This window comes from Pseudomonas sp. GYB4201 (assembly GCF_056312595.1).
Map to the genome: position 1 here is coordinate 187,342 of NZ_JBWGIG010000003.1, position 25,130 is coordinate 212,471.

Below are 25,130 nucleotides of genomic sequence, written 5' to 3' on the forward strand. Positions count from 1 at the left end.
CAAACCTCCCCACGCATTTGGCCCCGAGACTACTTCAACCCTGCGACCTGCGGCACGTCGGTTTGCTCAAAGCCGCCACCCAGCGCTTTGTACAGGCTGACCAGGCTGGTTTGCGCGGCCAGCTGGGTCTGCACTTGCGCCTGCTGCGCGGTGTACAGCAGGCGCTGTTGGGTCAGGGTGTCGAGCAGGCTGTAGCTGCCCTGCCGGTACAACGCCATGGACAGGTCGTAGGCACGCTGGTCGGCGGCCACGGTCTGCTCCTGGGCATCCAGGCGCTCGGCAATGGTGGCCCGCGTAGCGAGGCTGTCGGCCACTTCGGCGAAAGCGGTCTGCAGGGTCTTCTCGTAGGTGGCCACGGCAATCTCGCGACTGGCCTTGGACGCCGCCAACGTGGCGCGGTTGGCGCCGGCGTCGAAGATCGGCAAGGTCACGCTGGGCGCAAAGGACCAGGCACGGCTACCACCGCCAAACAGCCCCGACAACGCCGAGCTCTCAGTGCCCAGTGCCGCCGTCAGGCTGATGCGCGGGAAGAAGTTGGCCCGCGCCACGCCAATGTCGGCGTTCGCCGCCTTCAGCGCATGCTCGGCCGACAGCACGTCCGGCCGCTGCTGCAGCAACGTGGACGGCACCCCGGCCGGCAGGTCGGCCAGGCTCGACACCGCGTCCACCTGGGCATCGGGCAAGTCGCCCGGCGCCACCTGCGCGCCCACCACCAGCTCCAGCGCATCGCGCGCCTGGGTGGCCTGGGCGATGTACACCGCCACATCGTTGCGTGCCGATTGCAGGCTACTTTGCGCCTCGGCCAGTTCCAGGCCGTCGGTGGCGCCCAAGGCATGCTCCTGCTGCACCAGGGTGTAGGTGCGCTGTTGGCTGTCCTGGGTCTGCCGGGCCAGCGCCAGCAGGCGTCGGTCGGCGGCTAGGGTCAGCCAGTCGTTGGCCACCTCCGACACCAGGGTGATCTGCGTGCTGCGCTGGCTGTCAACGGTGGACAGGTAGGTTTCCAGGGCTTCCTGGCTGAGGCTGTGCACACGGCCGAACAGATCCAGCTCATAGGCGCTGAAGCCCAGTTCCACGCTGCTGACCCGCGACACCCCGGCCGATGAGCTTTTCACCGCCGTCGGGGTGCGCTCGGCATCCTGCCCGGCGGTCAGGCCGATGCTGGGCAGCAGGGCCGCGTCCTGGATGCGGTAGGTAGCGCGGGCCTTTTCGATGTCCAGCACGGCCACGCGCAGGTCGCGGTTATTGGCCAGGGCCTGGGCCACTGTGCGTTGCAGGCGCGGGTCACGCAGGAACTGGCGCCAGGCCAGCTGCGAGGCCTGCGGGCCTGGGGTTTTAGACGCATCGGTCCATTGTGCCGGCACCGGCGCCGCCGGGCGCTGGTAGGCCGGGGCCAGGTTGATACAGCCGCCAAGCAAGGCAGCCGCGCCGATCAGGGCGAGCCAGGCTCTCATGTTGCCTCCTGCGGTGCGCGACGCGTGACCAGCGAACGAACCAATACGTAGAACAGCGGTGTAAAGAAGATCCCCAGGGCCGTGCCCAGCAGCGTGCCGCCGAACACCCCGGTACCAATCGAATGCCGCGCAGCAGCGCCCGGCCCGTCGCTGATCAGCAGCGGGAACACCCCCAGCAGGAACGCCAGCGAGGTCATCACGATGGGCCGGATACGCAGGTGCACCGCCTCAAGCGTGGCGTCCAGCAGCGACCTGCCCTGCTCTTCCAGCTGTTTGGCGAACTCGACGATCAGGATGGCGTTCTTCGCCGACAGGCCCACGGTAATCAGCAGGCCGACCTGGAAGTACACATCGCTGGACAGCCCGCGAAAGGTAGTGGCCATCGCCGCGCCAAGGATGCCGATGGGCACCACCAGCATCACCGCCAGCGGGATCGACCAGCTCTCATACAACGCCGCCAGGCACAGGAACACGAACAGCACCGACACCGCATACAGGAACGGCGCCTGCCCGCCCGAAAGCATTTCCTGGTAGGACAGCCCGGTCCAGGCATAGCCCACGCCCGGCTTCAGCTCACCCACCAGGCGGGTGATGGCCGCCATGGCCTGGCCCGAGCTGACACCCGGCGCCGGGTCACCGACGATCTCGAACGAGTTGTTGCCGTTGTAGCGGTCCAGCTCCGGCGGGCCATAGGTCCAGTGCGAACTGCTGAAGGAAGAGAACGGCACCATGGCCCCGCTGCTATTGCGCACGTACCAGTTCTTCAAGTCCTCGGGCACCATGCGAAAGCGCGCGTCAGCCTGCACGTACACCTTCTTCACCCGGTCGTTGTCGAGGAAGTTGTTGACGAAGCTGCTGCCCAAGGCGTCCTTGAGCGTGGCGTTGATGTCGTCCAGGGTCAGGCCCATGGCACTGGCCTTGCGGTCGTCGATGTCCAGGGAGAACTCGGGCGTGTCGTTGAGGCCGTTGAAGCGCACCTGGCGCAGGTCGGGGTCTTTGTTGGCGCGTTCGATCAGTTCGTCGCGGGCCTTGACCAGCGCGTCGTGGCCCAGGCCGCCCTGGTCCACCAGTTCCATGTCGAAGCCGGAACTCACGCCCATGCCGTGTACGGTAGGCGGTTGCAGCACGAATACCTGGGCGTCGCGCACGCGCTTGAGGTCGGCCATGGCACGATGGACAAAGTCAGTGGCGCTTTCGCTGCGCTCGCTCCAGTCCTTGAGCTGCACCCACATCATGCCCACGTTCTGGCCGCTGGTGCCGGTGGCGTAGCCGGAAATCTCGAAGGCCGCCGCCACCGAAGGCTGCTTGAGCAAGTACTGCTGCACGGTGGCCATGGCCTTGAGCACCCGCTCGCGCGGCGCGCCCACCGGGCCCTTGACGGTGACCATCAGCTCGCCCTGGTCTTCCATGGGCAGGAACGCGGTGGGCAAGTGCAGGGCCATGAATACGGCACCGGCAACGATCAGTCCGTAGGCCAGCAGCGCGCGTTTGCGGCGCTTCAGCAAGCCACCGACGGCGCCCTGGTAGCCGGCCGCGCCACGCTCGAAACCGCGGTTGAAGGCACCGAAGAAACCGTGCTGCGTCACCCCATGGCTGGGCTTGAGCAAGGTGGCGCACAGCGCCGGGGTCAAGGTCAGGGCGACGAACACTGACAGGCCCATGGCGGTGATCACCGACACCGAGAACTGCCGGTAGATGATCCCCGTGGCGCCGCCAAAGAACGCCATGGGCAGCAACACCGCGCACAGCACCATGGCGATGCCGACCAGCGCGCCGCTGATCTCGTTCATCGATTCGCGGGTGGCGTCGCGGGGCGACAGGCCCTGCTCGGCCATCACCCGTTCGACGTTTTCCACCACCACGATGGCGTCGTCCACCAGCAACCCGATGGCCAGCACCAGGCCGAACATGGTCAGCATGTTGATGGTGTAGCCCAGCGTGTACAGCACGCCGAAGGTGCCCATCAGCACCACCGGCACGGCGATGCTGGGAATCAGCGTGGCACGCACGTTCTGCAGGAACACGAACATGATCAGTACCACCAGGCCGATGGCCTCGGCCAGGGTCTTGACCACCTCTTCGATGGACACCTTGATGAACGGCACCATGTCATAGGGGTACTGCACCTTCAGCCCTTGGGGAAACGAAGCGGCGCGCTGGTCGAGGAAGTCGTGCACCTCCTGGGCCACCTGCATCTCGTTGGCGCCGGGCGCCAGGGCGATACCCAGGCCCGAGGCCGGTTTGTCGTCGTAGTGGGTGGTGACCGTGTAGGTCTGCGGCCCCAGCTCCACCCGGGCCACGTCGCTGAGCAGCACCTGGGCGCCGTTGTCGCTGCTTTTGAGCACAATGTCGCGGAACTGCTGGGCGGTGGTCAGGCGGCTACGCGCGGTCACCGTGGCGTCCAGCTCCTGGCCACCGGCGGCGGGCAGGCCGCCCAGCTCGCCCGCCGCGACGTCGTCGTTCTGGGCGGCGATGGCGGTGGTCACGTCCGACGGCATCAGCGCGTACTTCTGCAACCTGGCCGGGTCCAGCCAGATGTGCATGGCGTACTGGGCGCCATACTCCTGCACCTGGCCCACCCCGGACAGGCGCTCGATGGGTTCTTCCAGGTTGCTGTACAGGTAGTCGGCCACGGCGTCGGCGCTCATCTTACCGTCGGTGGACACCAGCGAGAACACCAGGAACTGATCGGGCGCGGCCTTGCGCACCAGCACGCCGTTGTCCTGCACCTCGGTGGGCAGCAAGGCGTTGGCGGCCTGCAGCTTGTTCTGCACCTGCACCTGGGCGGCGTCGGGGTCCATGCCGTTCTTGAAGGTCAGCTTGATGCTGACCGTGCCCGAGGAACTGGCGCTGGAGGACATGTACATCAGGTTGTCCAGGCCCACCATTTGCTGCTCGATCACCTGCACCACCGAGTCCTGGTTGGTGCGCGCCGAGGCGCCGGAATAAGTGGTGCTGATCTGGATGGTCGGTGGCGCCACGCTGGGGTACTGCTCAAGGGGCAGTTGCGTGACGCAGAAGGCCCCGGCCAGGGTGATGACGATGGCGATCACCCAGGCGAAGATCGGCCGGTCGATGAAAAAATGCGGAAGGCGCATGCTCAGTTGCCCCCTGCCGCAGCCACGGCGGGCGCAGCCTCGGTGGCCTGTACGGTGTCACCGGGCTTCACGTACTGCGAGCCTTCGAGGATCACCCGTTCGCCGGCCCTGACGCCGTCGCTGATCACCCAGTTGGTGCTGCTGGTGCCCTCCTCGGTGACGGTGCGCAATTCCACCTTGTCCTGCCCATTGACCACCAGCGCCGTGGCGTTGCCGCGCGGGTCGTGGGTGATGGCTTGTTGCGGCACCAGCAAGGCGTTGTCATCCACGCCTTCGTTGATGTTGGCGTGCACGTACATGCCCGGCAGCAGCAGCTTTTCCGGGTTGGGAACGATGGCGCGCAGGGTGATGGTGCCGGTGGCCTGGTCCACGCCCACGCCGGCGAATTGCAGGCTGCCGGTGTGGCTGTAGGTGCTGCCGTCCTCCAGGGTCAGGCTGATGCGTGCGCGGCCCTTGTCATCTTTCTGCAGGCGGCCGTCGGCCAGGGCCTTGCGCAGTTGCAGCACGTCGGCGCTGGATTGGGTCACGTCCACGTAAATCGGGTCATAGGCGTAGATGGTGGTCAACGGGCTGGTCTGGTTGGCGGTCACCAGCGCGCCGGGGGTGTAGCTGGAGGCGCCGATGGTGCCCGCGATGGGTGCGGTGACGCGGGTGTAATTGAGGTTGATGCGCGCGCTTTCCAGCGCCGCCTGGGCCGACTGCACGGCGGCCTCGTCCTCACGCAACGTGGCCCGGGAGGTTTCCAGGGTTTGCTGGCTGATGGCGTCGATGTGCGCCAGGGCCTCGTCACGCTTGGCAATGGGCTGGGCCGACAGCAAGGCGGCGCGCGCCTTGGCCAGTTCGGCCTGGTCGGCGTCATAGGTAGCCTGGTACGGCGCCGGGTCGACCTGGTACAGCAACTGCCCGGCCTTGACCTCGCTGCCCTCGTCAAACAGGCGCTTCTGGATGATGCCCGTCACCTGCGGGGTCACCGGCGAGGTGAGGAACGCCGTGGTGCGCCCGGGCAACGACACGCTGCGGGTAAACGGCTGACGCTTGAGGGTTACCACGGTGACTGCCTGAGCTTTTTTCGGCGCCTCCTGTTTGCCCTGGGAACAACCGGTGACCAGCAGCATGGCCGCCAGCACACACAGCGGATGAAAAGTGTGCATGTATCTAGGTCTCGATGACGGTCTGTATGGCCACGAGTATGCGAAGCAATTGCGCAAAAAATAGGGAAGTTGCCGGGTGGGCGCTGCGGGCCGACCGGGCAGCCCGTAGAATGCCGGGCATGAAAGCACTCCTGCGCAACGCCGCCCCCACCCGCCGCCTGGGCCTGACCGCGAAACTGTTCGTGGCCATGGTGCTGGTCAATATCCTGGTGATCGTGGCGATGGTGGCCGCCACCCGGGTCAGTTTCGAGCACGGCTTCATCGGCTACCTGGCCGAGCAGGACGAGTTGCGACTGCAGTCTGGCGTGGCACCGCTGGCGGCGGCCTACAAGAGCCATGGCAGCTGGGAATTTTTGCAGCACAACCGCGACCTGTGGCACCACCTGATGCGCCCCTACGATGCCTCGGTGTACCCGCCCGACAGCAAGCTGCCGCTGCCGCGCCCGCCGGTGGCCGACATGATCGGCGCCCATACGCGCTTCACCCTGCTGGACGCTGACGGCCAGTACGTGTTCGGCAACCCCGGCTGCCTGAAAGACTCGCCGCGCCTGCCGATCACCGTGGACGGCAAGACTGTCGGCTGGCTGCTGATGCTGCCCTTCGAGAAGGCCACCGAGGCCGGGGACCTGCGTTTCCAGAAAGGCCAGATCGACGCCAGCTGGACCATCGCCGTGCTGGCCGCGCTGCTAGTGGCGGCCATCACCTGGTGGTTGGCCCGCGCCCTGGCCGCGCCGCTGCGGCGCATCACCGGCGCCACCCACCACCTCGCCGAGGGCGACTACAGCGTGCGCGTGCCCACCCTGTCGGGCAGCGACATCGGCCAGCTGGAGCGCGATTTCAATCACCTGGCCGCCACCCTGGAAGACAACGAGCGTGTGCGCTCGGCCATGGTCGCCGACATTTCCCACGAACTGCGCACGCCGCTGGCGGTGATGCGCGGCGAAATCGAGGCGCTGGAGGTGGGTGTGCGGCCCCTGACCTTGGAGGCCGTGCACTCCATCGGCGGCGAGGCCCAGCGCCTGTCGCGACTGGTGGACGACCTGCACGACCTGTCGCTGGCCGACGTCGGCACCCTCAGCTACCAGCACGTGGAGCTGGACCTGGCGCGCATGCTGCGCGACAGCCTGGGCCCGGTGCTGCGGCGCCTGGCCGACGCCGGCATCGCCCTGCACGCCGACGTGCCCGACACGCCGCTGTGGGTGGAAGGCGACCGCCGCCGCTTGCAGCAGGTGTTCGCCAACGTCTTCGAAAACGCCCTGCACTACGTGGAGGCCGGCAACAGCGTGCTGCTGCGCGCCCGCCAGGACGCCAGCCACGTGCGGGTCGACATCCAGGACAGCGGCCAGGGCGTGCCGGAGCCGGCACTGAGTGCGCTGTTCGACCGTTTCTACCGCGTCGAAGCCTCGCGCAGCCGCTCCACGGGTGGCTCAGGCCTGGGCCTGTCGATCTGCCGCAGCATCGTGCTGGCACACGGCGGCCGCATCAACGCCGCCCGAGCGCCCCAGGGCGGCCTGTGGATCGCCGTGCAACTGCCGCGCGCGAGGCTGCAGGCATGAGCGCCGTGGACATCCTGATCGTCGAGGACGAGCCCAAGCTGGCGCAACTGATGAGCGATTTCCTACTGGCCGCCGGCTATACCAGCCACCGCTTGGCCGACGGCCTGGGCGTGGAAGCGGCGGTCAGCCAGTTCACCCCGCAACTGATCATTCTCGACCTGATGCTGCCCGGCCGTGACGGCCGCGACATCTGCCGTGCGCTGCGCAAGCACTGGGACACCCCGATCATCATGGTCACCGCCCGCGTCGAGGAAAAGGACCGCCTGCTGGGCCTGGAAATCGGCGCCGACGACTACATCTGCAAGCCGTTCAGCCTGCTGGAACTGGTGGCGCGGGTAAAAGTCATCCTGCGCCGCATGGGCCACGGCCCGGCCCCGGAAAGCGGCCCGTTGCAGATGCACGCCGACCGCTTCCAGGCCGTGTGGCACGGCGTCACCGTGGAGCTGACCCCGCTGGAATTCCGCCTGCTGCAGGCACTGGTGGCGCGCCCCGGCCGGGTAATGTCGCGCGATGCGCTGATGGACCACCTGTACACCGACCATCGCATCGTCGAAGACCGCACCATCGACAGCCACGTGAAGAAAATCCGCCGCAAGTTCGAGGGGATTGTCGAGGAGGTGGAGATCATCCAGTCGGTGTATGGTGCCGGGTATAAATTCATGCCGTGACGCGTTCCACACAGCTCAGACGTATCAAGGTTCAGGCCCTCAAAGGTTGCCTTTTAGCTCAGCAACGCCACAATACCTGCCGTTTTAAGCTGGCAGGAATCTACACCGATGCACGCATGCAAAGGCCCGCTCTGATGAGCAAGCCATTTAGCACCCTCGACGACGTCGCCAAGGCCGCCGGCATGTCCCGCGCCCAGGTGTCCCGGGCCCTGCGCGGCGACCCCGGCGTGCGTCCCGAAACCCGCAAACACATCGACGCCATCGCCGCCCAACTGGACTACCGCCCCAACCTTGCGGCGCGCAGCCTGGTGTCGGCGCGCTCATCCATCGTCGGCCTGGTGATCGGCGACCCCAACAACCCCTTTCATATCCAACTGGCCCAGGCCGTGGACCGCGAGCTGACCGCCGCCGGGTTCGACCCCGTGACGTCCCTGCGCGCGGTGGAAGATGCCTCTGCCCTGCGCGAGTCCGATCGCCTGCTCACGCTGCGCGCCGCAGGCGTGATTTTGATCGGCACGCCACACACTTCGCAGACCATTGCCGACATCGCCGACAAGCTGCCGTGCGTGTACATCGGCAGCAAGAACATCGCCCACCCCCGCGTCACGGCCATTGCCGTGGATGACGAATCCGGCGTGCGCATGGCGCTGCAGCATCTGCTGGACCTGGGTCATCAGCGCATCGCGCACCTGGGGGGCGGCAGCGAAGTGTCGGCGCGCCAGCGCACGCGCACCTACTGCCGGGTCATGCAGGAAGCCGGTTTGCAGCCGCACTTTCTGCGCGGCACCCACGATGCGGCGTCGGGCCGACGTGGGGTGGACCAACTGTTTGCCCAAACGCCGCGGCCTACCGCCATTTTCGCCTCCAACGACTTTATCGCCCTGGGCGTGATGGACCGGCTCAAGGGCATGGGCCTGTCGGTACCGGAAGACGTGTCGGTGGTGGGTTTCGACGATGTGCCCACCGCTTCCAACGAAGTGTTTTCCTTGACCACACTGCGTCAGGACACCGATCAGCAGGCGCTGGAAGCGGTGCAGGCGTTGCAAATCATCATCGCCGGCAAGGACAAACCGGCGCGCCGACGCAGCATGCCGGTCACCTTGATGGTGCGCCGCTCCAGCGCCCCGCCGAAGCCCGTCTGAGCCCACCCATATGGATTGCTGACAACGCGTTCATTTGACGTGGCAATACGCCGCACCTACTATGCGCGCACCCCGCCTCCCCGCACGCACGTGTCTAGCACGTGCATTGCAGCGTTGAGCGGGGATTTTTTTGAGTGCAAATGAGAGCGCTCTCATGGACGGATCATCGTTTCCAGCGACTGATTTCCCCGCTATCGATCAACAGGAGTCGACATGAAACGACGGAGTGTCCTCAAGGCCGGGCTGGTGCTTATCACCACCAGCGCCGCGGCCACCATCTACCGCCCGGCCGGTGCTGCGCTGCGGGTGTTCAACGGCGGCGCACGCTGGCACGCCAAGGCAACCCTGCCGCCCGTGCCGGCCGACCCCAGCAAACGCATGTTCCTCAGCGACAAGGAGTTCGCTCAGATCAAGGCGATCTTCGACCGCCTGATTCCGGCGGACGAGATCAGCGTCAGCGCCTCCGATGCTGGTTGCGTGGTGTTTATCGACCATCAGTTGTCCGGCGATTACGGCCAGGGCTCATGGCGTTATCGCGCAGGTCCCGAACAGCAAGGCACGCCCGCCCAAGGCGATCAATCGCTAAAGAGCCCCGCCGAGCTGTACCGCGCAGGCCTGGCCGAACTGGACGTCTACTGCCGCAAGACCCTGGATGCGCCCTTCGAAGCGCTATCGGTGGAGCAGCAGGACGAACTGCTCGAACGCATGGAACAGGGCCAGGTGCCCCTGGACAACGTGCCCTCGGACCTGCTGTTCAAGCAATTGCTGGCCAACGTCCAGGAAGGCTACTTCGCCGACCCGGTGTACGGCGGCAACAAGGACATGGTGGGCTGGAAAATGATCGGCTTCCCCGGCTCGCGCTACGACTACCGCGACTACGTGGAACAGCGCGGGCAGAAGTTGAACATCATCCCGGTGAGCATCATCGGCCGCGTCTGATCTTGCGTTGCAGCCTTGCCAAACCATAAGCGCCACCCAGGCGCAGCCTGATTCTGGAATTACACATGACCTACACAAGACCGAAAGCCGACGTCGTCATCGTCGGCCTGGGGTGGGCCGGCTCGCTGATGGCCGAGGAACTCACCCGCGCAGGCCTGGACGTCGTCGCCATTGAGCGCGGTGTCTGGGAAGAAGCCAACAAGAACTACCCGCCCAGCATTGCCGCCGATGAACTGCGCTACGGCGCCCGTCGCGAAGCGCTCAAGCCACCGAGCGTGGAAACCCTGACCTTCCGCAACAACCCGCGGCAGACCGCCCTGCCCGGCCGCGATTTCAACATCTGGCAGATGGGCTTCAGCGTCGGCGGCGCCGGCAAGCACTGGGCCGCCAACGCCTGGCGCTTCAACCCCTCGGACTTCACCATGGCCACCCGGGTCAAGGACCGTTACCACAACATGAAGCTGGCCGACGGCCTGATCGTGCAGGACTGGGGCGTGACCTACGATGACCTGGAACCGCACTACGATCGCTGGGAAAAGATCGCCGGCGTTGCCGGTACGGCCGGCGTGCTCGATGGCAAGGTGCAGCCTGGCGGCAATCCCTTCGAAGGCTCGCGCACCAGCCAGTACCCCACGCCGTCCATGGCCCGCTCGCACTGGAACGAGAAATTTCGTGAAGTGACCGAGAAGATGGGCCTGCACCCCTTCCCCATCCCGGCCGGCACCATCGGCGCACCGTACACCAACCCCCTGGGCGTCAATCTGGCACCGTGCACCTACTGCGGCTTCTGCGGTTTCTACGGCTGCGGCAACTGGTCAAAATCCTCACCCAATGCCTGCGTGATCCCGGCCCTGGTGTTGCGCCGCAACTTCACCCTGCTCACCGAATGCACCGTGCTCAAGGCCGAGAAAGCCCCGGACGGCAAGACTGTCACCGGCGTGACCTTCAAGGACTCGGACGGCAACCTGGGCTTCCAGCCTGCCGACATCGTGGTGTTCGCCGCCTACCAGCTGGACAACGTGCGCCTGCTGCTGCTCTCGCAAGTGGGTACGCCTTACGATCCGGCCACCCGCACCGGCACCGTGGGCCGCGCCTACAACTACCAGACCATGTCGTACGGTTTCCTGTACTACGAGAACGAGCAGATGAACCCGTTCATCTCCACCGGCGCGCTCTCCACCCAGATCGACGACTACAACGGCGACAACTTCGACCACACTGGGCTGGGTTTCATCGGCGGTGCAGGCATCCAGGCGCTGTCGGACCAGGGCACGCCCATCGGCATGACTGACCGGGTGCCCACGGGCACGAAGATGTGGGGCTCGCAATGGAAGAAAGCCTTCCAGCAGAGCTACCAGAACTACGCCAAGATCCAGGGCCAGGGCACCTCGTACTCCCACGTCGACTCTTACCTGTCGCTGGACCCCACCTACAAGGACGCCAACGGCCAGCCGTTGCTGCGCATGACCTTCGACTACAACGACAACGACCGCCGCATGTCGACCTTCGTCAAGGGCCACATTGACGAGATCTGCCGCAACAGCGGCGCCAAGACCTGGGAAACCGTGTCCTTCCCCGACCAGCCCAACTCACCCATGCGCGGTTACGACAGCTCGCACACCATCGGCGGCGCCGTGATCGGCCTGGACCCGGCCACCTCGGTGCTCAACCGTTACCAGCAATGCTGGGACGTGCACAACCTGTTCGTCTGCGGCGCCTCGTCCTACCCCAACAACGGCGGCTACAACCCCACGGGCACCCTCAGCGCGCTGACGCTGTGGACGGCCAAAGCCATCATCAACGACTACATTCGCCAACCCGGCCTGCTGACGCGCTAAGGAGAGCAACGTGAAGAAAACCACACTATTCGCGGCGCTGGCCGGCTGTGCCGTCATCGGTGGCCTGGGTTTTGTTGGCCTGGCCGAGTACGGTCAGCACAAAAGCTTCACCGCCATCGACGCGAAAGCCGTGACCGGCGCGGCCGACCAGGTAACGCGTGGCCAATACGTGGCCGCCATGGGCGACTGCGCTGCCTGCCACTCGGTGCCGGGCGCCCAGCCCTATGCCGGCGGCTACGCCTTGCAAACGCCCTTCGGCGTGATCAAGTCGTCCAACATCACCCAAGACGTGGAAACTGGCATCGGCGGCTGGAACCTTGCACAGTTCGACAAGGCCGTGCGTCATGGCATCGGCAGCCACGGCTACCTGTACCCGGCCATGCCGTACACCGCGTACAGCAAGATGACCGACCAGGACATGGCCGACCTGTGGGCCTACATCAAGACCCTGCCGGCCGTGCGTCAAAAGGTGGTGGAGAACGAACTGCCGTTCCCCTACAACCAGCGCTTGTTGCTGGCTGGCTGGAACCTGCTGTTCTTCAAGGACCAGGTGTTCACCCCGCTCCCGGGTGTGAGCGCAGCGGTGAACCGCGGCGACTACCTGGTCAACGGCCCTGGCCACTGCGCCGCCTGCCACACGGCCAAGAACGCCTTGGGCGGTGACGTCGCGGCGGCCTTCGCAGGCGGTACGCTGCAAGGCTGGCACGCCCCTGACCTGACGCCCAACCCGCACACCGGGCTGGGCAAGTGGAAGGCCGACGAGGTGGTCAGCTACCTGAAAACCGGCACCAGCCGCCAAGCCGTAGCCGCAGGGCCGATGATGGAAGCGGTGGAGAACTCCACGCAGTACCTGACGGGCGACGACCTGCACGCCATCACCGCCTACCTGCAGCAACTGCCGGCCAGCCAGGCAACGCCAACCGTGGCGATAGGCGCCAACGATGCGCAAATGGTCCAAGGCAAGTTGGTGTACGAAAGCCAGTGCGAAGCCTGTCACACCGTCAGCGGTGACGGCGTGCGCCGAATGATCCCGCAACTGGGCGGTAACGCCCAGGTCAATGCCGCTGATGCTTCGTCGTTGATCAACGTGGTGCTCAAGGGGGCTGATGCCCCGCTCACCGCGGGCAATCCGACGGGTGCAGGCATGCCGCGCTTTGACTGGAAATTGGCCGATGAGGACGTTGCGGCCGTGCAGACCTATATCCGCAACAGCTGGGGCAATAGTGCGGGCAAGGTGACCGCGCAACAGGTGGCGGCGGCGCGCAAGCAGCTCAATGCACAACCCTGGGCCGGGCATTGACCCGTTAAGAGAGATTGCCGGGGCGTGCTGCCCCGGCAATGTTCAGCCTAGGTCTGCGCAGCGTGCCACCAAAGTACGCACTCCCCGCCCCGTCATCGTGCACCCTGCTACCGAGCGTGACACGGGCCCTTGCGCCCGACCATGGCGGTTCTCTTTTCTGATCAAGCGCTTGGCGCTCTATTGGCTCGGCTGGCATGCATCCTGCTTTTGCATAAATGGATAATTGGATACAGAAATGCAAAAGGTGCCCCGCATGTCATTTGATCACGCACTCGCAAGCCCCCGTTCGGCAACAGCCGAAGAAGAGGCCTATCGCTTCCTGCTCAACGCCATTTGCACCGGCAGGTACCTGCCCGGGGTGCGCCTGGTGGCCGAGGACATTGCCAGCGAAATCGGCACCAGCCGCATGCCGGTGCGCGAAGCGTTTCGGCGTCTGGATGCCGAGGGCCTGGTCACCCTGCGGCCAAACCGTGGCGCAGTGGTCAGCGGCTTGAACATCGAGGAAATGTGCGAGGTGTTCGAGATGCGCAGCGCCCTGGAAGGCCTGGCCATTCGGCTGGCGGTACCCAAGCTCACCGAGCGGCACAAGGTGCAGCTCGAACGATTGCTGGAAGACATGGACGAGTGCCGTGAAGACAGTGCCCAGTGGGTTAGCCGCCACCGCGCCTTTCATGAGTTTTTGTGCAGTGTGGCCGAGCGCCCGCGGCTGATGCGCCAGATTTCATCGCTGTACGCAGTGATCGAGCCGCACATGCGCCTGTGGCTGCAGCACGTCGACAAACCCCTAAGCGCTCGCCAGGAACACGCCGCCATTCTTGATGCGCTGCACGCCGGTGATGCGCTGTTAGCCGAACAGGTGCTGCGCGAGCACATCGAAGGTACCACCCCGGCCATCATCGAATTCCTGCAACGCAACGCCTGAAGCGGCCATCAGAGCCGCCTGTTTCACCCGTGAGATTGAGTACTGCCTTGTTTCCCATTCGAACCGGAGTCTCGTCATGCTGAAACCCACCGCCCTCCTCGCCTGCGCTGCCCTGGGGCTGCTGGCGCCGCCCACCTTCGCCGCTGTCACCGCGCCGCCGCGGCTGGCGGAAAGCGGCAAGATTACTTACTGCTCAGGCATGGATTCGCCACCGCTGGTGTCCTTCGACGAGGCGCAGAAACCGCGCGGCCTGACCGTGGACCTGGGCACCGAGATCGCCGCGCGCCTGGGAGGTCCGAAAATCGAATGGCGGGTGATTCCGTTCTCCGGGCTGGTGCCCGCACTGCTGGCCAAGCAGTGCGACATGATCGTCGACCAGCTGTTCGACAAGCCCGAACGGCGCCAGGTCATCGATATTGTCAACTACATGTATTCCAGCCAGTCGGTGGTGGTGCCCAAGGGCAACCCCAAAGCCATCGCCAGCCTGGATGACCTGAGCGGGCACAAAGTGGCGGTGCTTAACGGCTCCACCATCAAGACCCTGCTGGACGGCGAGAATGACAGCCTGGCCAAGGCCGGCAAGCCGGCCATGAAGCTGGTGGTGTACAACACCGACACCGACGCCTTCCAGGCCCTGCGCATCGGCCAGGTGGACGCCTACGGCACCACGGTGGAAACCGCCGGCTATTACGCCGGCATGGCCCCGGACCTGTTCCAGGAAGCCGTGCCCGCCTTCAGCCGCATTCTGACGGGCCTGGGCATGCGCAAGGATGACGGGCAACTGAGCGCGGCCGTCGACCAGGTCATCAAGGACATGCGCAGCGACGGCAGCTACAGCCAGTTGCTGAAGAAGTGGAACGTTTCCAGCGACACCCTGGACTGAGGTCGGCGGCCATGAATTTCAATTGGGATGTGTTCTGGCACTACCTGCTGCAACCCAGCGGCGTGTACCTGAACGGGCTGTGGCTGACCTGCGTGATTGCCGTGCTGGCCATGCTGCTGGGCTGCGTGCTGGGGCTGGTGGCGGCGCTGATGCGCCTGTCCGCCAGCCCGTTCCTGCAATACCCGGTGCGCCTCTACGTGTGGCTGATGCGTGGCACGCCGCTGCTGGTGCAGATCGTGTTTCTGTACACGGCGCTCGCGGCCGGCGGCGTTTTTCGTTTTGAAGACCTGAGCCTGGGCGGCTTCATCCTGCCCGGCAACCTGCAGGCGGCGATCATCGCCCTGGGGCTCAACGAAGGCGCGTACATGGCCGAGATCATCCGCGCCGGTATCAATGCCGTGGACAAGGGCCAGTACGAGGCCGGGCGTTGCCTGGGCATGACCTTCGGCAAGCTGATGCGCCGCATCGTGCTGCCCCAGGCGTTCCGGGTGATCGTGCCGCCACTGGGCAACGAGTTCAACGTAATGCTCAAGAACACCACGCTGGTGAGCGTGATCGGCGTGCAGGAGCTGCTGCTCAGCACACAGATGGTCACCTCGGCGACCTTCCGTGTGTTCGAGCTGTATTTGGTGGTGGCCCTCTACTTCCTGTTGCTGACCACCCTGTGGGGCTTTTTCCAACGCTGGCTGGAAGCGCGCTTCGGCCGCTCCGACCGGCCCACCCCCGCCGCCAGCCGCTTTTTCGGGCGCAGCGCGGGCAAACTGCTGAGGGGCCGCTGACATGACCCAACCCCATCCGGAACTGGTGATAGAAGCACTGGACGTGCACAAGTCGTTCGGCGAACTGCAGATACTCAAAGGCATTTCGCTGCAGGTACGCCGGGGCGAAGTGGTGGTATTGATCGGCGCGTCCGGCTCCGGCAAGACCACCTTCATCCGCTGCATCAACCTGCTGGAAGACATCCAGGGCGGGCGCATCCGCGTCAACGGCCACCCCATGGGCTACAAGCTGCGGGCCGACGGCAGCCTGGCCCGCGACTCGGAGCGCAACATCGCCCGCCAGCGGCGTGACATCGGCATGGTGTTCCAGCGCTTCAACCTGTTCCCGCACATGAGCGCGCTGGAAAACATTATCGAGGCGCCGATTCAGGTACTGGGTGTGCCCCGCGCCAGCGCCATCGAGCAAGCGCGCGCCCTGCTCGCCCGGGTGGGCCTGGCCGACAAGGCCGACCACTATCCATCGATGCTGTCTGGCGGCCAACAGCAGCGCGTGGCCATCGCCCGTGCCCTGGCCATGAAACCCCAGGCCATGCTGTTCGACGAGCCCACCAGTGCCCTGGACCCGGAAACCGTGGGCGAGGTACTGCAGGTGATGAAGGAGCTGGCCGAAGACGGCATGACCATGGTCGTGGTCACCCACGAGATGGGCTTCGCCCGCGAGGTCGCCGACCGTGTGGTGGTGCTCGACCAGGGCGAACTGATAGAGGAAGGTCCGCCGGAGCAGATCTTCACCCGCCCTGTACATCCCCGTACCCAGGCCTTTCTCAGCCGCGTGCTGTAACCCCCAGACTTTTCGAGAGCACTGCCTATGTTCGACTTCTCTGCCCATGACTACCCCTACGGCTCCCAACGGCAATGCGTGTACGCGCGCAAGGGCATGGTCGCCGCCTCGCAGCCGCTGGCCGCTGAAGCCGGCCTGGCAATTTTGCGCCAGGGCGGCAACGCCATCGACGCCGCCATCGCCACCGCCGCCGCCCTGACCGTGGTCGAGCCCACGGGCAACGGCATCGGCGGCGACGCCTTCGCCCTGGTCTGGACCCGCGGCGCCCTGCACGGGCTGGACGCCAGCGGCCATGCCCCGGCGGCGCTGGACATCGAGACGGTGAAGGCTGCCGGCCACAGCCAGATGCCGCTGTATGGCTGGACACCCGTGACCGTGCCCGGAGTGCCGGCGGCCTGGGCCGAGCTGTCGGCGCGCTTCGGCCGGCTGCCGTTCGACGCGCTGCTGCAACCGGCCATTGAGCTGGCCCAAGACGGCTTTCCAGTGTCGCCCGTGGTAGCACGGCAATGGGCCTTGGCCCTCAATGAGTTCAGCCCACACCGCGACCCGGTGCTGCAAGCCTGGTTCGACACCTACCTGATCGACGGGTGCGCGCCACGCCCTGGCGAACTGTTCCGCAACCCGGCCCAGGCCCGCACCCTCGAAGAACTGGCCAGCACCCGCTGCGAAAGTTTCTACCGCGGCCCCTTGGCCGAACGCCTGGCTGCCCACGCCCAGGCCACAGGCGGCTACCTGAGCATGGCTGATTTGCGCGACTACCGCCCCAAATGGGTTCAGCCCATCAGCCTCAATTACCGCGGCGTGGATGTCTGGGAAATGCCCCCCAGCGGCCAGGGCCTGATTGCGCTCATGACTCTGAACATCCTCAAGGGCATGGATTTCGACCAGCGCGACAGCCAGCGCACCTGGCACCAGCAACTGGAAGCCATGAAACTGGCCTACAGCGATGGCCTGCACTACATCACCGACGCCGAGCACATGCGCGTATCCGCCGCCGCGCTGCTCGACGAACGCTACGCCGCCCAGCGTCGCGCGCAGATCGGCGAGCACGCCCAGCCGCCTCTGCCCGGCGACCCGCACGCCAGTGGCACAGTGTACCTGGCCACCGCCGATGGCGAAGGCAACATGGTTTCGTTCATCCAAAGCAACTACCACGGTTTCGGCTCGGGCGTAGTGTTGCCCGAGAGCGGCATCGCCTTGCAGAACCGGGGTTCGGAGTTCAGCCTCGACCCGGCCCACGCCAACTGCCTGGCACCGGGCAAGCAGACCTTCCACACCATCATCCCCGGCTTCCTCAGCCAAAACGGCGAGCCCCTGGGGCCCTTCGGTGTGATGGGCGGCTACATGCAGCCCCAAGGTCATGTGCAGGTGGTGATGAACCTGGTGGACTTCGGTCTCAACCCCCAGGCTGCCCTCGACGCACCGCGGTGGCAGTGGCTGGGCGGCCTCAAGGTGGGCATCGAACAGGCCGCCCCCCGCGCCTTGGCCGCAGGCCTGGCCAGGCGCGGGCATGAGGTAAGCGTGGCGTGCGACTCGATCGAGTTCGGCCGCGGGCAGATCATCCTGCGAGACCCTCGCACCGGGGTGCTATGTGGAGGGACCGAGCCGCGGGCCGACTCGCATATTGCGGCGTGGTAATTGCCTGGCACGTCGTATCGTGTATATGAGGTGCGGTAGCGATGACCAGATGGCATCTAGTCGTCGCTGCCGCAGGCGGTGCCCCGCTGTCTCGCTATGCGAACGTACCTGCCCACCACCAGTTCATCCAAAGCTGCTGGGAATACTTATGGATCGGCCAGCCGAATAATTGCTGGCATCGTCGTCAGTACCAAGATGGTGGTCCTGGCGAGGTTGAAGGCTAACGATAGACAAAATGCTAGTGCAAGAGCTACCCCACCGCCCAAAACGACCATGATCATGAGTTCTTCCGGTTGAGTACCAAGGCGGCGCTTACAGCGCTGCCCAAGTCTATTCCATGACTGCGATACAGATTCATGGTCGGTCTACTTCAGCTACAGGCAATGCCCGCTGTGGGAAGAGGTCGTTCACGACAGGCAGCTATCGGCCAATTGCTGCCGTTCACGTCCAACAGCTTTCGGCCAGTATAGATGGGCTATTCTCTTACTCTGAGATTCGGCCATATGATCCCACCAACCCATTAATGCGCCTCTAACGAAGTGCTGGCAGGTATGGAGTGTGATTGGAGCATCTTTAGGCACCCATTGAGCTTCTTCCAGTGGTTAAATAAACCCGATATGCGACCTGATATCTACGCAAACTTTCTCCGATTGAGATTTAATGTCAGCCAAGTTCTTTTTCGCCTCTTTGCGAGCGCTGTCGTAGTTATAGTGCCTCTCGTAATATTCAATTTTCTCTGATAACGAAGCATCCCTACCGATAGCCAACTCCTCTTCTTTTTTAGCTTGTATACAAGCTCGAAATGACCGTGCCTCAACATATGAATCATTACATATTGATATGCACTTTTCGTAGAAATCATCCGAAAAATAAAATGGTCTGTTTTTTCTCAGGTGATCCGCGCAGGAAATAATAGACTCTTCCGCCTTAAGCGCTAACTCATCGTCTTGGACGGAGTAGTAGGTAGAGTATAAATTACTGAGTCTAGCAGTGTCATCCAAGACCGCATCTAGCTTATCCCACAAGGACTTATATACTGAAGTATCAACATTTTTGATATTGACTTGATAGCTGTGATCCAGCTTATTGAAAAGCAAGTTATGCGTTAAAGAAAGTGCTATCAGCACTACTCCCGCGATGTAGGCCTGAGTGTCAGGAACTTCAATTCCCAGATCTATTCCGAAGAAATTTTTTAACACAGCATTGAAGATCAGGTGCTCTAAAAGTGGGGTGGCAACTATTCCAGATCCTAAAAATAGCACAAATTTTGTGGCAAAATTTGAAAATGGGCTTCGAATTCTCTTAGAAGCCCATGCGAGAGCTAGTGCCCATGCCTGATTGAGTTTGCTCACAATACCTCCTTGAATTAAATAGTGGGTTGGCATATTCCCGGTACCAATCCGAATCTACGGCATCACATCGTACCAGCCTGGTCGCTAAACGTTTGCGCGATTACAATCCGGTTGGGGCCCGTCAACTGCCTTCATTTTGTTGGATGGGTAAAGAATGACGCACGTCCTCTATAGTCAGGTCGAAGTCCACCAGGCCTCCGGCAAGTGGCTATATTTTTTCTGACCATTTGCGCTTAATGTAAGTAGATGCAAATTCTATTTCCGGGAACAAGGATCGCGAGTTAATATTTAACACATCTAACTGCTTGATAACCTTGGGTTTGTTTGCGGCTGGAATAATAATTTTGTTATGCGTCAGACCCAAGGCGCGCTGTATTGCTCGATACTGCAAAAGCCCTCCAGCAATGAAGGCTCCCGATTGCGCAATTACGCGCTTATTGTTTTTCAATGGATATACGAAATAGTACCTGAATAAGTCAGATGGCCTAACGGCGTCCAGAAAATAAGGCTTTTCGACTCTGACGAATTGCATAAGGCGCTTAACTTCCGGGGTAGATTGAAAAGCGCCTTTCTTTTCCTTTGTCCAGTCAGAGGCTTTTGATCCGACCTTCCGATAGTTGTTTGATATCTCTGCCCGCTCTTCGTCGGATAATCTGGCTAGGTTGCAGATAATACTTATAGTATCACTATCGGCAAACTTCACATTATCCTTAGGGAAGTTGAAAACGTGCACTACACCGTCGACAGCAAACATTTTCTCATCGCTACAGGCAAAATATAAACCTACGAGCGGATTTAAAGTCACATCTAGCAGCCGTGTAGGTAGGCTGTAGTGTTGCGCGCGTACAAGCTTGTCGAACATATTTCTATCAGAGCCAAACTCGCTCGGTGCTTCAACCAAAAGTTCGCTCAAGATGTTATTTTCTGCGTCCGCCTTTAGACTACGCATCACCGAAGGTTTCACAGTCCAAGATTTGTCATCTTGTCCACGATAGCAGCTTAAAGCGGAGTTGCTGTTTGGGAAGCCATAAATCAAATCCAGATAGGAAATTAAATCTGTGGCTTCGTCGATTTTTTTTGATCTTTTCGAACGTATCATGGAGCAGCCTTGGTGATTGAATCAGCTTACTGTAAGTGCGCGTTACAGTGTAGGGCGGGCGTACCCTTATAGAGGCTAAGTGATTGCGGTTTGTTATGAAGTAACTGTGTGATCGATAATGCTATCAGGGATTGTAAAATGACTGACGATTCGATTGAGCGTATCCCATGCGTATAGTTGAGCGTGAATTTGCAAAATACTTGTATTTTGCGGCGAAGCGGCATTGCTGTAGTCATTCACGAGATATGAACTTGGGTGGACAATTTTAGAGAATAATTTGTAGAGATTTTTATGGCTTTCTGAAAGTCCTAGCTGCTTGGCTATCTCGCCCGCGGACGCCGGCGATTTGATAACCTGCAAGTTATGCTTGTTGCGTACGTCAGTCAGCCTTTGTATCTCGTTGCGTAAGATGACCCTCTGAGGTGACATCTCCGAAATCGTTTGTATGCCCAAAACACCTTCAATAACCTGTATTTTGTCGGTGATAACTTCCGAGCACCAAGTTTGGATGTTTTTAGGGTCACTACAAATTAGACGCACCTGTAGATTAAGTTCGTAGAGACTGCGCGTTGCGAGTGCCAGTATTGAAATATGCTTATTTATAGACACGACCAACACATCTAGATATTGAGCGCTGCATTTTAAAAGGTTATGCATGGCCAAACTATCATTCGTACGCGGAATGTTTTTTGTAACCCACGCTTCCGCTGTAGTGAATTTTTTTTGAATTTCTTTTATGGCGTTGGCTAGATCATTTTCAGACCCACTTACTACGTAGTCGTTCAGAGATTTCTCGTTGTTCATTTTCTTACTCAACCAGTGATTGTGGAGTGGGCAGACTTCATTTCAAATGACAAGACACTCTTAACGTGTCGTCCTAAGACGGCCCTTTGTTAGGAAAGCATTCTTTATTTTTTCCGAGCCCGACGCTTCGCAGCAGACTTTCTCATCGATTCTCTTTTTGCGACCAACTGCCGAGGCTCAGGTATCTGCCACCCTCCAGGTACGAGTGCGCGCAAGTCGTACCCCATCATGAATAGCCCTGCTTCAAAACAATGGCATCGATGATTCATTTCTGAAACGTGGGAAAAAAGGTTCGGCGATTTATCAAGCACGTCTCGCATAATCCAGCCAAGCTGAACCTGCCGCCTAGCCCACTCCGCAGGTCTCTGGCGGTTTAGCATTGGAGTACCTGCGAATCCGATCCAAAGTTGGCGCGGGTCCCGGATTTGACACCCCTGACCTGCATCCATAGCAAACCGTCTGTAGTCTGCGATAGGCGCAGTCGGTTCTGTTAGGGTTTCCCGATATAGATGGTAAAGGGCGGCGATTGCTGCACCTACACGACCGTCATAGATAGGAGAACCGGTGGTATCGAACAGCGCATGAATTTTGGTTAACCCTGAGTTGTAGGCTAGGACTTTCTCTTTTGTAATATCGGAAAGCCGGTTGGACGTGTCGAGTGCAAGTAGTGGTTCGACGCGTAACAGGTAAGCGGTTAGGTCTTTCTTAGATTTGCGCGCATCGAGAAAACTAATGCTACCTGCGTTGTCGACGCCTCCCCATTTTAGGATGTCCCGGCAAACCTTATAGGTGGCGGCCTCATCGCCAGCTAGTGCAGAAAGTCGTATTGCTTCCCTAAAGCCTTTAATTCTTGTGCTCACCGTTTCCCAATCGCCTGCCCATTGATAGCAAGCCTGGGCGCCTTGAATCCCTGTAACGGTCTTATCCAATCCACCTGGGACGTAATTTTTGCTTTTAGAAAACTTTAGGTGTATCGGCATCGTAGGTAGGTTAGTCACCAACCAAGTCACAAAATCCCTGATGTCGTCCTGCTGAAGATAGGTTGTGCGGTCCATGTCGATTTTCCAGCGCTTGAAGGATGGCACTTTGCCTTGATGGCTCGGTTGAGTCAAATATCAGCCTCATTAGAAATTCAGCTGATCACCCGCTGGATTGCGGCTACACCGGTATTTCCTGTCGAGAGGACCGCTACAGTGATTTAGAGCAAGTGCCTGCTATCGTTTTGTCGGCTGCTATTGACCGTTTTCTGCCTCATGCGAACGGCAGCTTTGGGTCGAACGCTGCCCCTCGCGAAGGGCAGCTACTGGCCGGGAGGTGCCGCCATGCTCTATGCCATACACGCCCATCATTTCGAGATTCGTGCGAAATTGGTGCTGCTGATAAGTCCTTCCGAGACCAGGCCTCGGAGTTGCTCAATCAGTTCCCCCCGCTCGGACCTAGACGTTACCGGATCGACAACTTGATATTGCTCTTCGCACCACAGGTCGACCTTTTTTGCCCAAAACACTTGTGCAGTGGGCTCTGTAGTCAACCGTGCCAGCAGGTAAGCTACTTGTTGCCATTTCGGACGCAGTCGCATGAGGGTATGACGGCGCATATCGGATAGCTCATGCCAATCCCGGTCCAGTTTGGCGTCCAGCCCAGTATGCAATGAAGCCCACGGTTGTTTGTTCAGTTGGGCGACAGCGGCAAGAAATACGGTATCCGATGGATCGTCGAGTGCCGCGAGCAGCTCAATCGATTGTCCTTCGCTCAGGTGTCCCATAGCGGCTTGTCGAACGGTGGGATAATTGGATCGTGCAGCTGCCATCAACCAGCGTTGTTCGAGTTCGACATCAAGCTCTGCTGCCAGCCCGAGGATACCCAGCCAACCGCGCTTTGCTTTGGGAAAGGCTTCCGTCAGTCGTCCTGCCAATATGGTCCGCGCATCAATATCGCGCTTCGTTGCTTCCCAGCGCGCCAGGCTGCGAATGGACCGTGAGTCATCCAGCAAGGCCGCGCACAACAACGGTTGGGGATTTTCCAGCAACGGCAGCAGGGCACGCATTACGCAGACACGCACCATCGCCCCTGGACGTGGAAGGGCTTCTCGTAACAATTTCAGTGCTTGCGCATCCGGCAGGCCCTGGCAAGCAGCCACGCCTGCGAGGCGTACAGTTAATTCTCGATGTGCCAGCGCGTCTCGCAGAAGCGTCTGTTTATCGATATCTTTTTCCACCAACAATTCAAACAGGTAGCGAGCTGCGCTGCCTTGTCGCGCCAGGAAGTTTGCGTAGACATCAGAGTGAACCTCGGCCGCCTGAAGGGTGTTGCGCACTGCGCTCAGCGTAGGGCCGTGGTCTGCACGGTGACGCGAAGCCAGCGCCATGAGGGGTTCGAGCGCGAACAACAAGGCCTGAGCATGGGAGGGCGATAAGTAATGATTCAGACTTTCCTTTGCCAGATCGCGAATTTGTGGCACCCAATCGTTCAACCGCTCGATCAATGCTGCTAATGCTTCGGGAGAAGGTTGGTCCCGTAGCGCCCTGACGGCGACTTCGCGAATGAAGCCGTTGTAGTGGGTAGTCAGTGCTATCCAGTTTCCACTCTCCTCTGCATTGCCGAGCAAATGCGCAGCTTCGTCACGACGCTGAGCCGCCCATTGCGTGACGGGCGCCTGATGATTTTGCAGTCGAGCTAACCATTCCTGTATTGCTACCACGCTTCGATCCCTTCGCAACATTTCCATCTGAACCGAAATATACAGTAGATCGTGGTCACAGATCGCGGGGCAGCAGCAGAAGCAGTCTGAATGACCGCTTCCGGCCACAAGCGGGCATTCGAGCAGCAACTCATCACCAAGAGCCTGGCGGTCAGCGAAAAAACTCGCTCGGGGTTTTACCGAACTGTTTCTTGAACATTGACGTGAACGCACTGGGGCTGTCGTACCCCAGTTCCAACGCGATGTCGATGATCTTCTGCCCCAACGCGATTCGCTCCAGGGCAAGCAGTAGGCGTGCTTGCTGACGCCATTGCCCGAACGTCATGCCCGTTTCTCGGCGAAAAATGCGCTGGATGGTCTTCTCATCGAGCTGGAGCCGGTCGCTCCAATCCCCCAGCGTGGAACAATCGCCAGGCTCGCGTTGAAGTGCGGCGCATAAAGAGCTGACGCGGACATCCGATGGCTGCGGCAAGTGCAGAGGCAGGGTCGGGAGAATACAGAGCTCGTCCAGGATCAACCCCAGGATCCGCGCCTCACGTTGAGTGGGTGATTCCTGGGGCCTGATGTCGATAGATACCTTGATCAACTCACTCAACAACGCGGAGATGCTCACGGCTTTGGTATCGGCAGGCAGCGAGTCATGTTCGTCAGGCTGAATGAACACACTACGCATCTTCACCTCGCCCACACATCGAATAGCGTGAACCTCGCCAGCAGGCATCCAGATGCCGCGATTTGAGGGGACCGTCCATTGGCCAAGGCTGGAGGACACCACCATGACCCCTTCGATGGCGTAGATCAGCTGATGTTTGGCGTGACTGTGAGGCGCGATGATCCACCCTTCCGGATAGTCAGTTGCACTGCTGACGACGGACCAGGTGCCGCCGTCTATCTCTCGTAGAAACTCATTGAGTGGCCTGACCATGGCGCCCTTTTTGCGATAGTTACTTACCGAATCTCGCGAGAAACTCGTGCACGGATGAATTTAGGATAGCGCTGAAGCAAAAGCTTCTGCTACGTGCGCCTCT

General features: G+C 61.3%; 20 protein-coding genes. 11 read left to right on the plus strand and 9 right to left on the minus strand.

The genetic code is table 11. The features are described from left to right. Window positions 1–29: 29 nt before the first annotated feature. Genes AC0Z2B_RS04300 through AC0Z2B_RS04310 form a run of 3 tightly spaced genes read right to left on the minus strand, consistent with a single transcriptional unit; the run spans window position 30 to window position 5,700 of the window. Entirely contained in the window at window positions 30–1,451 is a 1,422-nt protein-coding gene (locus tag AC0Z2B_RS04300) for an efflux transporter outer membrane subunit (protein ID WP_476295269.1), read from the minus strand. Beyond that, a complete protein-coding gene (locus AC0Z2B_RS04305) occupies window positions 1,448–4,549 on the minus strand; it encodes an efflux RND transporter permease subunit (protein WP_476295270.1) in 3,102 nt (1,033 codons plus the stop codon). The genes AC0Z2B_RS04300 and AC0Z2B_RS04305 overlap by 4 nt, the downstream gene beginning before the upstream one ends. Window positions 4,550–4,551: 2 nt before the next feature. Next, entirely contained in the window at window positions 4,552–5,700 is a 1,149-nt protein-coding gene (locus AC0Z2B_RS04310; RefSeq protein ID WP_476295271.1) for an efflux RND transporter periplasmic adaptor subunit, read from the minus strand. A gap of 119 nt (window positions 5,701–5,819) precedes the next feature. Between AC0Z2B_RS04310 and AC0Z2B_RS04315 the strand changes: the two genes are divergently transcribed. The 11 genes from AC0Z2B_RS04315 (at window position 5,820) to AC0Z2B_RS04365 (ending at window position 18,146) form a co-directional block, all read left to right on the plus strand. Next, a complete protein-coding gene (locus AC0Z2B_RS04315; protein ID WP_476295273.1) occupies window positions 5,820–7,256 on the plus strand; it encodes an ATP-binding protein in 1,437 nt (478 codons plus the stop codon). Continuing rightward, on the plus strand, window positions 7,253–7,924 hold the full coding sequence (locus AC0Z2B_RS04320) for a response regulator (protein ID WP_476295274.1): 672 nt from the start codon (window positions 7,253–7,255) through the stop codon (window positions 7,922–7,924). Before AC0Z2B_RS04315 ends, AC0Z2B_RS04320 begins: the two co-directional genes overlap by 4 nt. A 134-nt stretch (window positions 7,925–8,058) precedes the next feature. After that, window positions 8,059–9,066 carry a LacI family DNA-binding transcriptional regulator gene (locus tag AC0Z2B_RS04325; protein ID WP_268141585.1) on the plus strand — a complete coding sequence of 336 codons (1,008 nt, stop codon included), beginning with the start codon at window positions 8,059–8,061 and terminating at the stop codon, window positions 9,064–9,066. Between the two features lie 213 nt (window positions 9,067–9,279). After that, on the plus strand, window positions 9,280–10,005 hold the full coding sequence (locus tag AC0Z2B_RS04330; RefSeq protein ID WP_476295275.1) for a gluconate 2-dehydrogenase subunit 3 family protein: 726 nt from the start codon (window positions 9,280–9,282) through the stop codon (window positions 10,003–10,005). A gap of 65 nt (window positions 10,006–10,070) precedes the next feature. Further along, entirely contained in the window at window positions 10,071–11,843 is a 1,773-nt protein-coding gene (locus AC0Z2B_RS04335; RefSeq protein ID WP_476295277.1) for a GMC family oxidoreductase, read from the plus strand. A gap of 10 nt (window positions 11,844–11,853) precedes the next feature. Next, a complete protein-coding gene (locus AC0Z2B_RS04340; protein WP_476295278.1) occupies window positions 11,854–13,143 on the plus strand; it encodes a cytochrome c in 1,290 nt (429 codons plus the stop codon). A 253-nt stretch (window positions 13,144–13,396) separates the two neighbouring features. After that, a complete protein-coding gene (locus AC0Z2B_RS04345) occupies window positions 13,397–14,065 on the plus strand; it encodes a GntR family transcriptional regulator (protein ID WP_476295279.1) in 669 nt (222 codons plus the stop codon). Window positions 14,066–14,141: 76 nt separating this feature from the next. Then, the gene (locus AC0Z2B_RS04350; RefSeq protein WP_476295280.1) at window positions 14,142–14,948 is read left to right on the plus strand and encodes an ABC transporter substrate-binding protein; all 807 of its coding nucleotides are present in this window, start codon (window positions 14,142–14,144) and stop codon (window positions 14,946–14,948) included. Between the two features lie 11 nt (window positions 14,949–14,959). Next, a complete protein-coding gene (locus AC0Z2B_RS04355) occupies window positions 14,960–15,727 on the plus strand; it encodes an amino acid ABC transporter permease (protein WP_268141578.1) in 768 nt (255 codons plus the stop codon). A gap of 1 nt (window position 15,728) precedes the next feature. Beyond that, a complete protein-coding gene (locus tag AC0Z2B_RS04360) occupies window positions 15,729–16,508 on the plus strand; it encodes an amino acid ABC transporter ATP-binding protein (protein ID WP_476295281.1) in 780 nt (259 codons plus the stop codon). A gap of 27 nt (window positions 16,509–16,535) precedes the next feature. Beyond that, window positions 16,536–18,146, plus strand: a complete 1,611-nt coding sequence (locus AC0Z2B_RS04365; RefSeq protein ID WP_476295283.1) for a gamma-glutamyltransferase family protein — start codon at window positions 16,536–16,538, stop codon at window positions 18,144–18,146. A gap of 602 nt (window positions 18,147–18,748) precedes the next feature. Here AC0Z2B_RS04365 and AC0Z2B_RS04370 read toward each other — a convergent pair. From AC0Z2B_RS04370 to AC0Z2B_RS04395, 6 genes are all read right to left on the minus strand, one after another. Beyond that, window positions 18,749–19,498, minus strand: coding sequence for a hypothetical protein (locus tag AC0Z2B_RS04370; protein ID WP_476295285.1), 750 nt, complete (start codon window positions 19,496–19,498; stop codon window positions 18,749–18,751). Window positions 19,499–19,706: 208 nt separating this feature from the next. Continuing rightward, window positions 19,707–20,597: an FRG domain-containing protein gene (locus tag AC0Z2B_RS04375; RefSeq protein ID WP_476295287.1), complete on the minus strand. Its 891-nt coding sequence runs from the start codon at window positions 20,595–20,597 to the stop codon at window positions 19,707–19,709. Window positions 20,598–20,690: 93 nt separating this feature from the next. Beyond that, complete coding sequence (locus AC0Z2B_RS04380) at window positions 20,691–21,401, minus strand: DUF5677 domain-containing protein (RefSeq protein WP_476295288.1); 711 nt, start codon at window positions 21,399–21,401, stop codon at window positions 20,691–20,693. A 104-nt stretch (window positions 21,402–21,505) separates the two neighbouring features. Continuing rightward, window positions 21,506–22,456 carry a hypothetical protein gene (locus AC0Z2B_RS04385; protein WP_476295289.1) on the minus strand — a complete coding sequence of 317 codons (951 nt, stop codon included), beginning with the start codon at window positions 22,454–22,456 and terminating at the stop codon, window positions 21,506–21,508. Window positions 22,457–22,746: 290 nt separating this feature from the next. Next, window positions 22,747–24,102 carry a PBS lyase gene (locus AC0Z2B_RS04390; protein ID WP_476295291.1) on the minus strand — a complete coding sequence of 452 codons (1,356 nt, stop codon included), beginning with the start codon at window positions 24,100–24,102 and terminating at the stop codon, window positions 22,747–22,749. Window positions 24,103–24,253: 151 nt separating this feature from the next. After that, window positions 24,254–25,027 carry an AraC family transcriptional regulator gene (locus AC0Z2B_RS04395; RefSeq protein ID WP_476295292.1) on the minus strand — a complete coding sequence of 258 codons (774 nt, stop codon included), beginning with the start codon at window positions 25,025–25,027 and terminating at the stop codon, window positions 24,254–24,256. Window positions 25,028–25,130: the final 103 nt, after the last annotated feature.

What these genes read in the sequence shown, in the direction of transcription:
- AC0Z2B_RS04300 (WP_476295269.1), bottom strand. Translation starts at nt 1,451, where the DNA reads ATGAGAGCCTGGCTCGCCCTGATCGGCGCGGCTGCCTTGCTTGGCGGC.
- AC0Z2B_RS04305 (WP_476295270.1), bottom strand. Translation starts at nt 4,549, where the DNA reads ATGCGCCTTCCGCATTTTTTCATCGACCGGCCGATCTTCGCCTGGGTG.
- AC0Z2B_RS04310 (WP_476295271.1), bottom strand. Translation starts at nt 5,700, where the DNA reads ATGCACACTTTTCATCCGCTGTGTGTGCTGGCGGCCATGCTGCTGGTC.
- AC0Z2B_RS04315 (WP_476295273.1), top strand. Translation starts at nt 5,820, where the DNA reads ATGAAAGCACTCCTGCGCAACGCCGCCCCCACCCGCCGCCTGGGCCTG.
- AC0Z2B_RS04320 (WP_476295274.1), top strand. Translation starts at nt 7,253, where the DNA reads ATGAGCGCCGTGGACATCCTGATCGTCGAGGACGAGCCCAAGCTGGCG.
- AC0Z2B_RS04325 (WP_268141585.1), top strand. Translation starts at nt 8,059, where the DNA reads ATGAGCAAGCCATTTAGCACCCTCGACGACGTCGCCAAGGCCGCCGGC.
- AC0Z2B_RS04330 (WP_476295275.1), top strand. Translation starts at nt 9,280, where the DNA reads ATGAAACGACGGAGTGTCCTCAAGGCCGGGCTGGTGCTTATCACCACC.
- AC0Z2B_RS04335 (WP_476295277.1), top strand. Translation starts at nt 10,071, where the DNA reads ATGACCTACACAAGACCGAAAGCCGACGTCGTCATCGTCGGCCTGGGG.
- AC0Z2B_RS04345 (WP_476295279.1), top strand. Translation starts at nt 13,397, where the DNA reads ATGTCATTTGATCACGCACTCGCAAGCCCCCGTTCGGCAACAGCCGAA.
- AC0Z2B_RS04350 (WP_476295280.1), top strand. Translation starts at nt 14,142, where the DNA reads ATGCTGAAACCCACCGCCCTCCTCGCCTGCGCTGCCCTGGGGCTGCTG.
- AC0Z2B_RS04355 (WP_268141578.1), top strand. Translation starts at nt 14,960, where the DNA reads ATGAATTTCAATTGGGATGTGTTCTGGCACTACCTGCTGCAACCCAGC.
- AC0Z2B_RS04360 (WP_476295281.1), top strand. Translation starts at nt 15,729, where the DNA reads ATGACCCAACCCCATCCGGAACTGGTGATAGAAGCACTGGACGTGCAC.
- AC0Z2B_RS04365 (WP_476295283.1), top strand. Translation starts at nt 16,536, where the DNA reads ATGTTCGACTTCTCTGCCCATGACTACCCCTACGGCTCCCAACGGCAA.
- AC0Z2B_RS04375 (WP_476295287.1), bottom strand. Translation starts at nt 20,597, where the DNA reads ATGATACGTTCGAAAAGATCAAAAAAAATCGACGAAGCCACAGATTTA.
- AC0Z2B_RS04380 (WP_476295288.1), bottom strand. Translation starts at nt 21,401, where the DNA reads ATGAACAACGAGAAATCTCTGAACGACTACGTAGTAAGTGGGTCTGAA.
- AC0Z2B_RS04385 (WP_476295289.1), bottom strand. Translation starts at nt 22,456, where the DNA reads ATGGACCGCACAACCTATCTTCAGCAGGACGACATCAGGGATTTTGTG.
- AC0Z2B_RS04395 (WP_476295292.1), bottom strand. Translation starts at nt 25,027, where the DNA reads ATGGTCAGGCCACTCAATGAGTTTCTACGAGAGATAGACGGCGGCACC.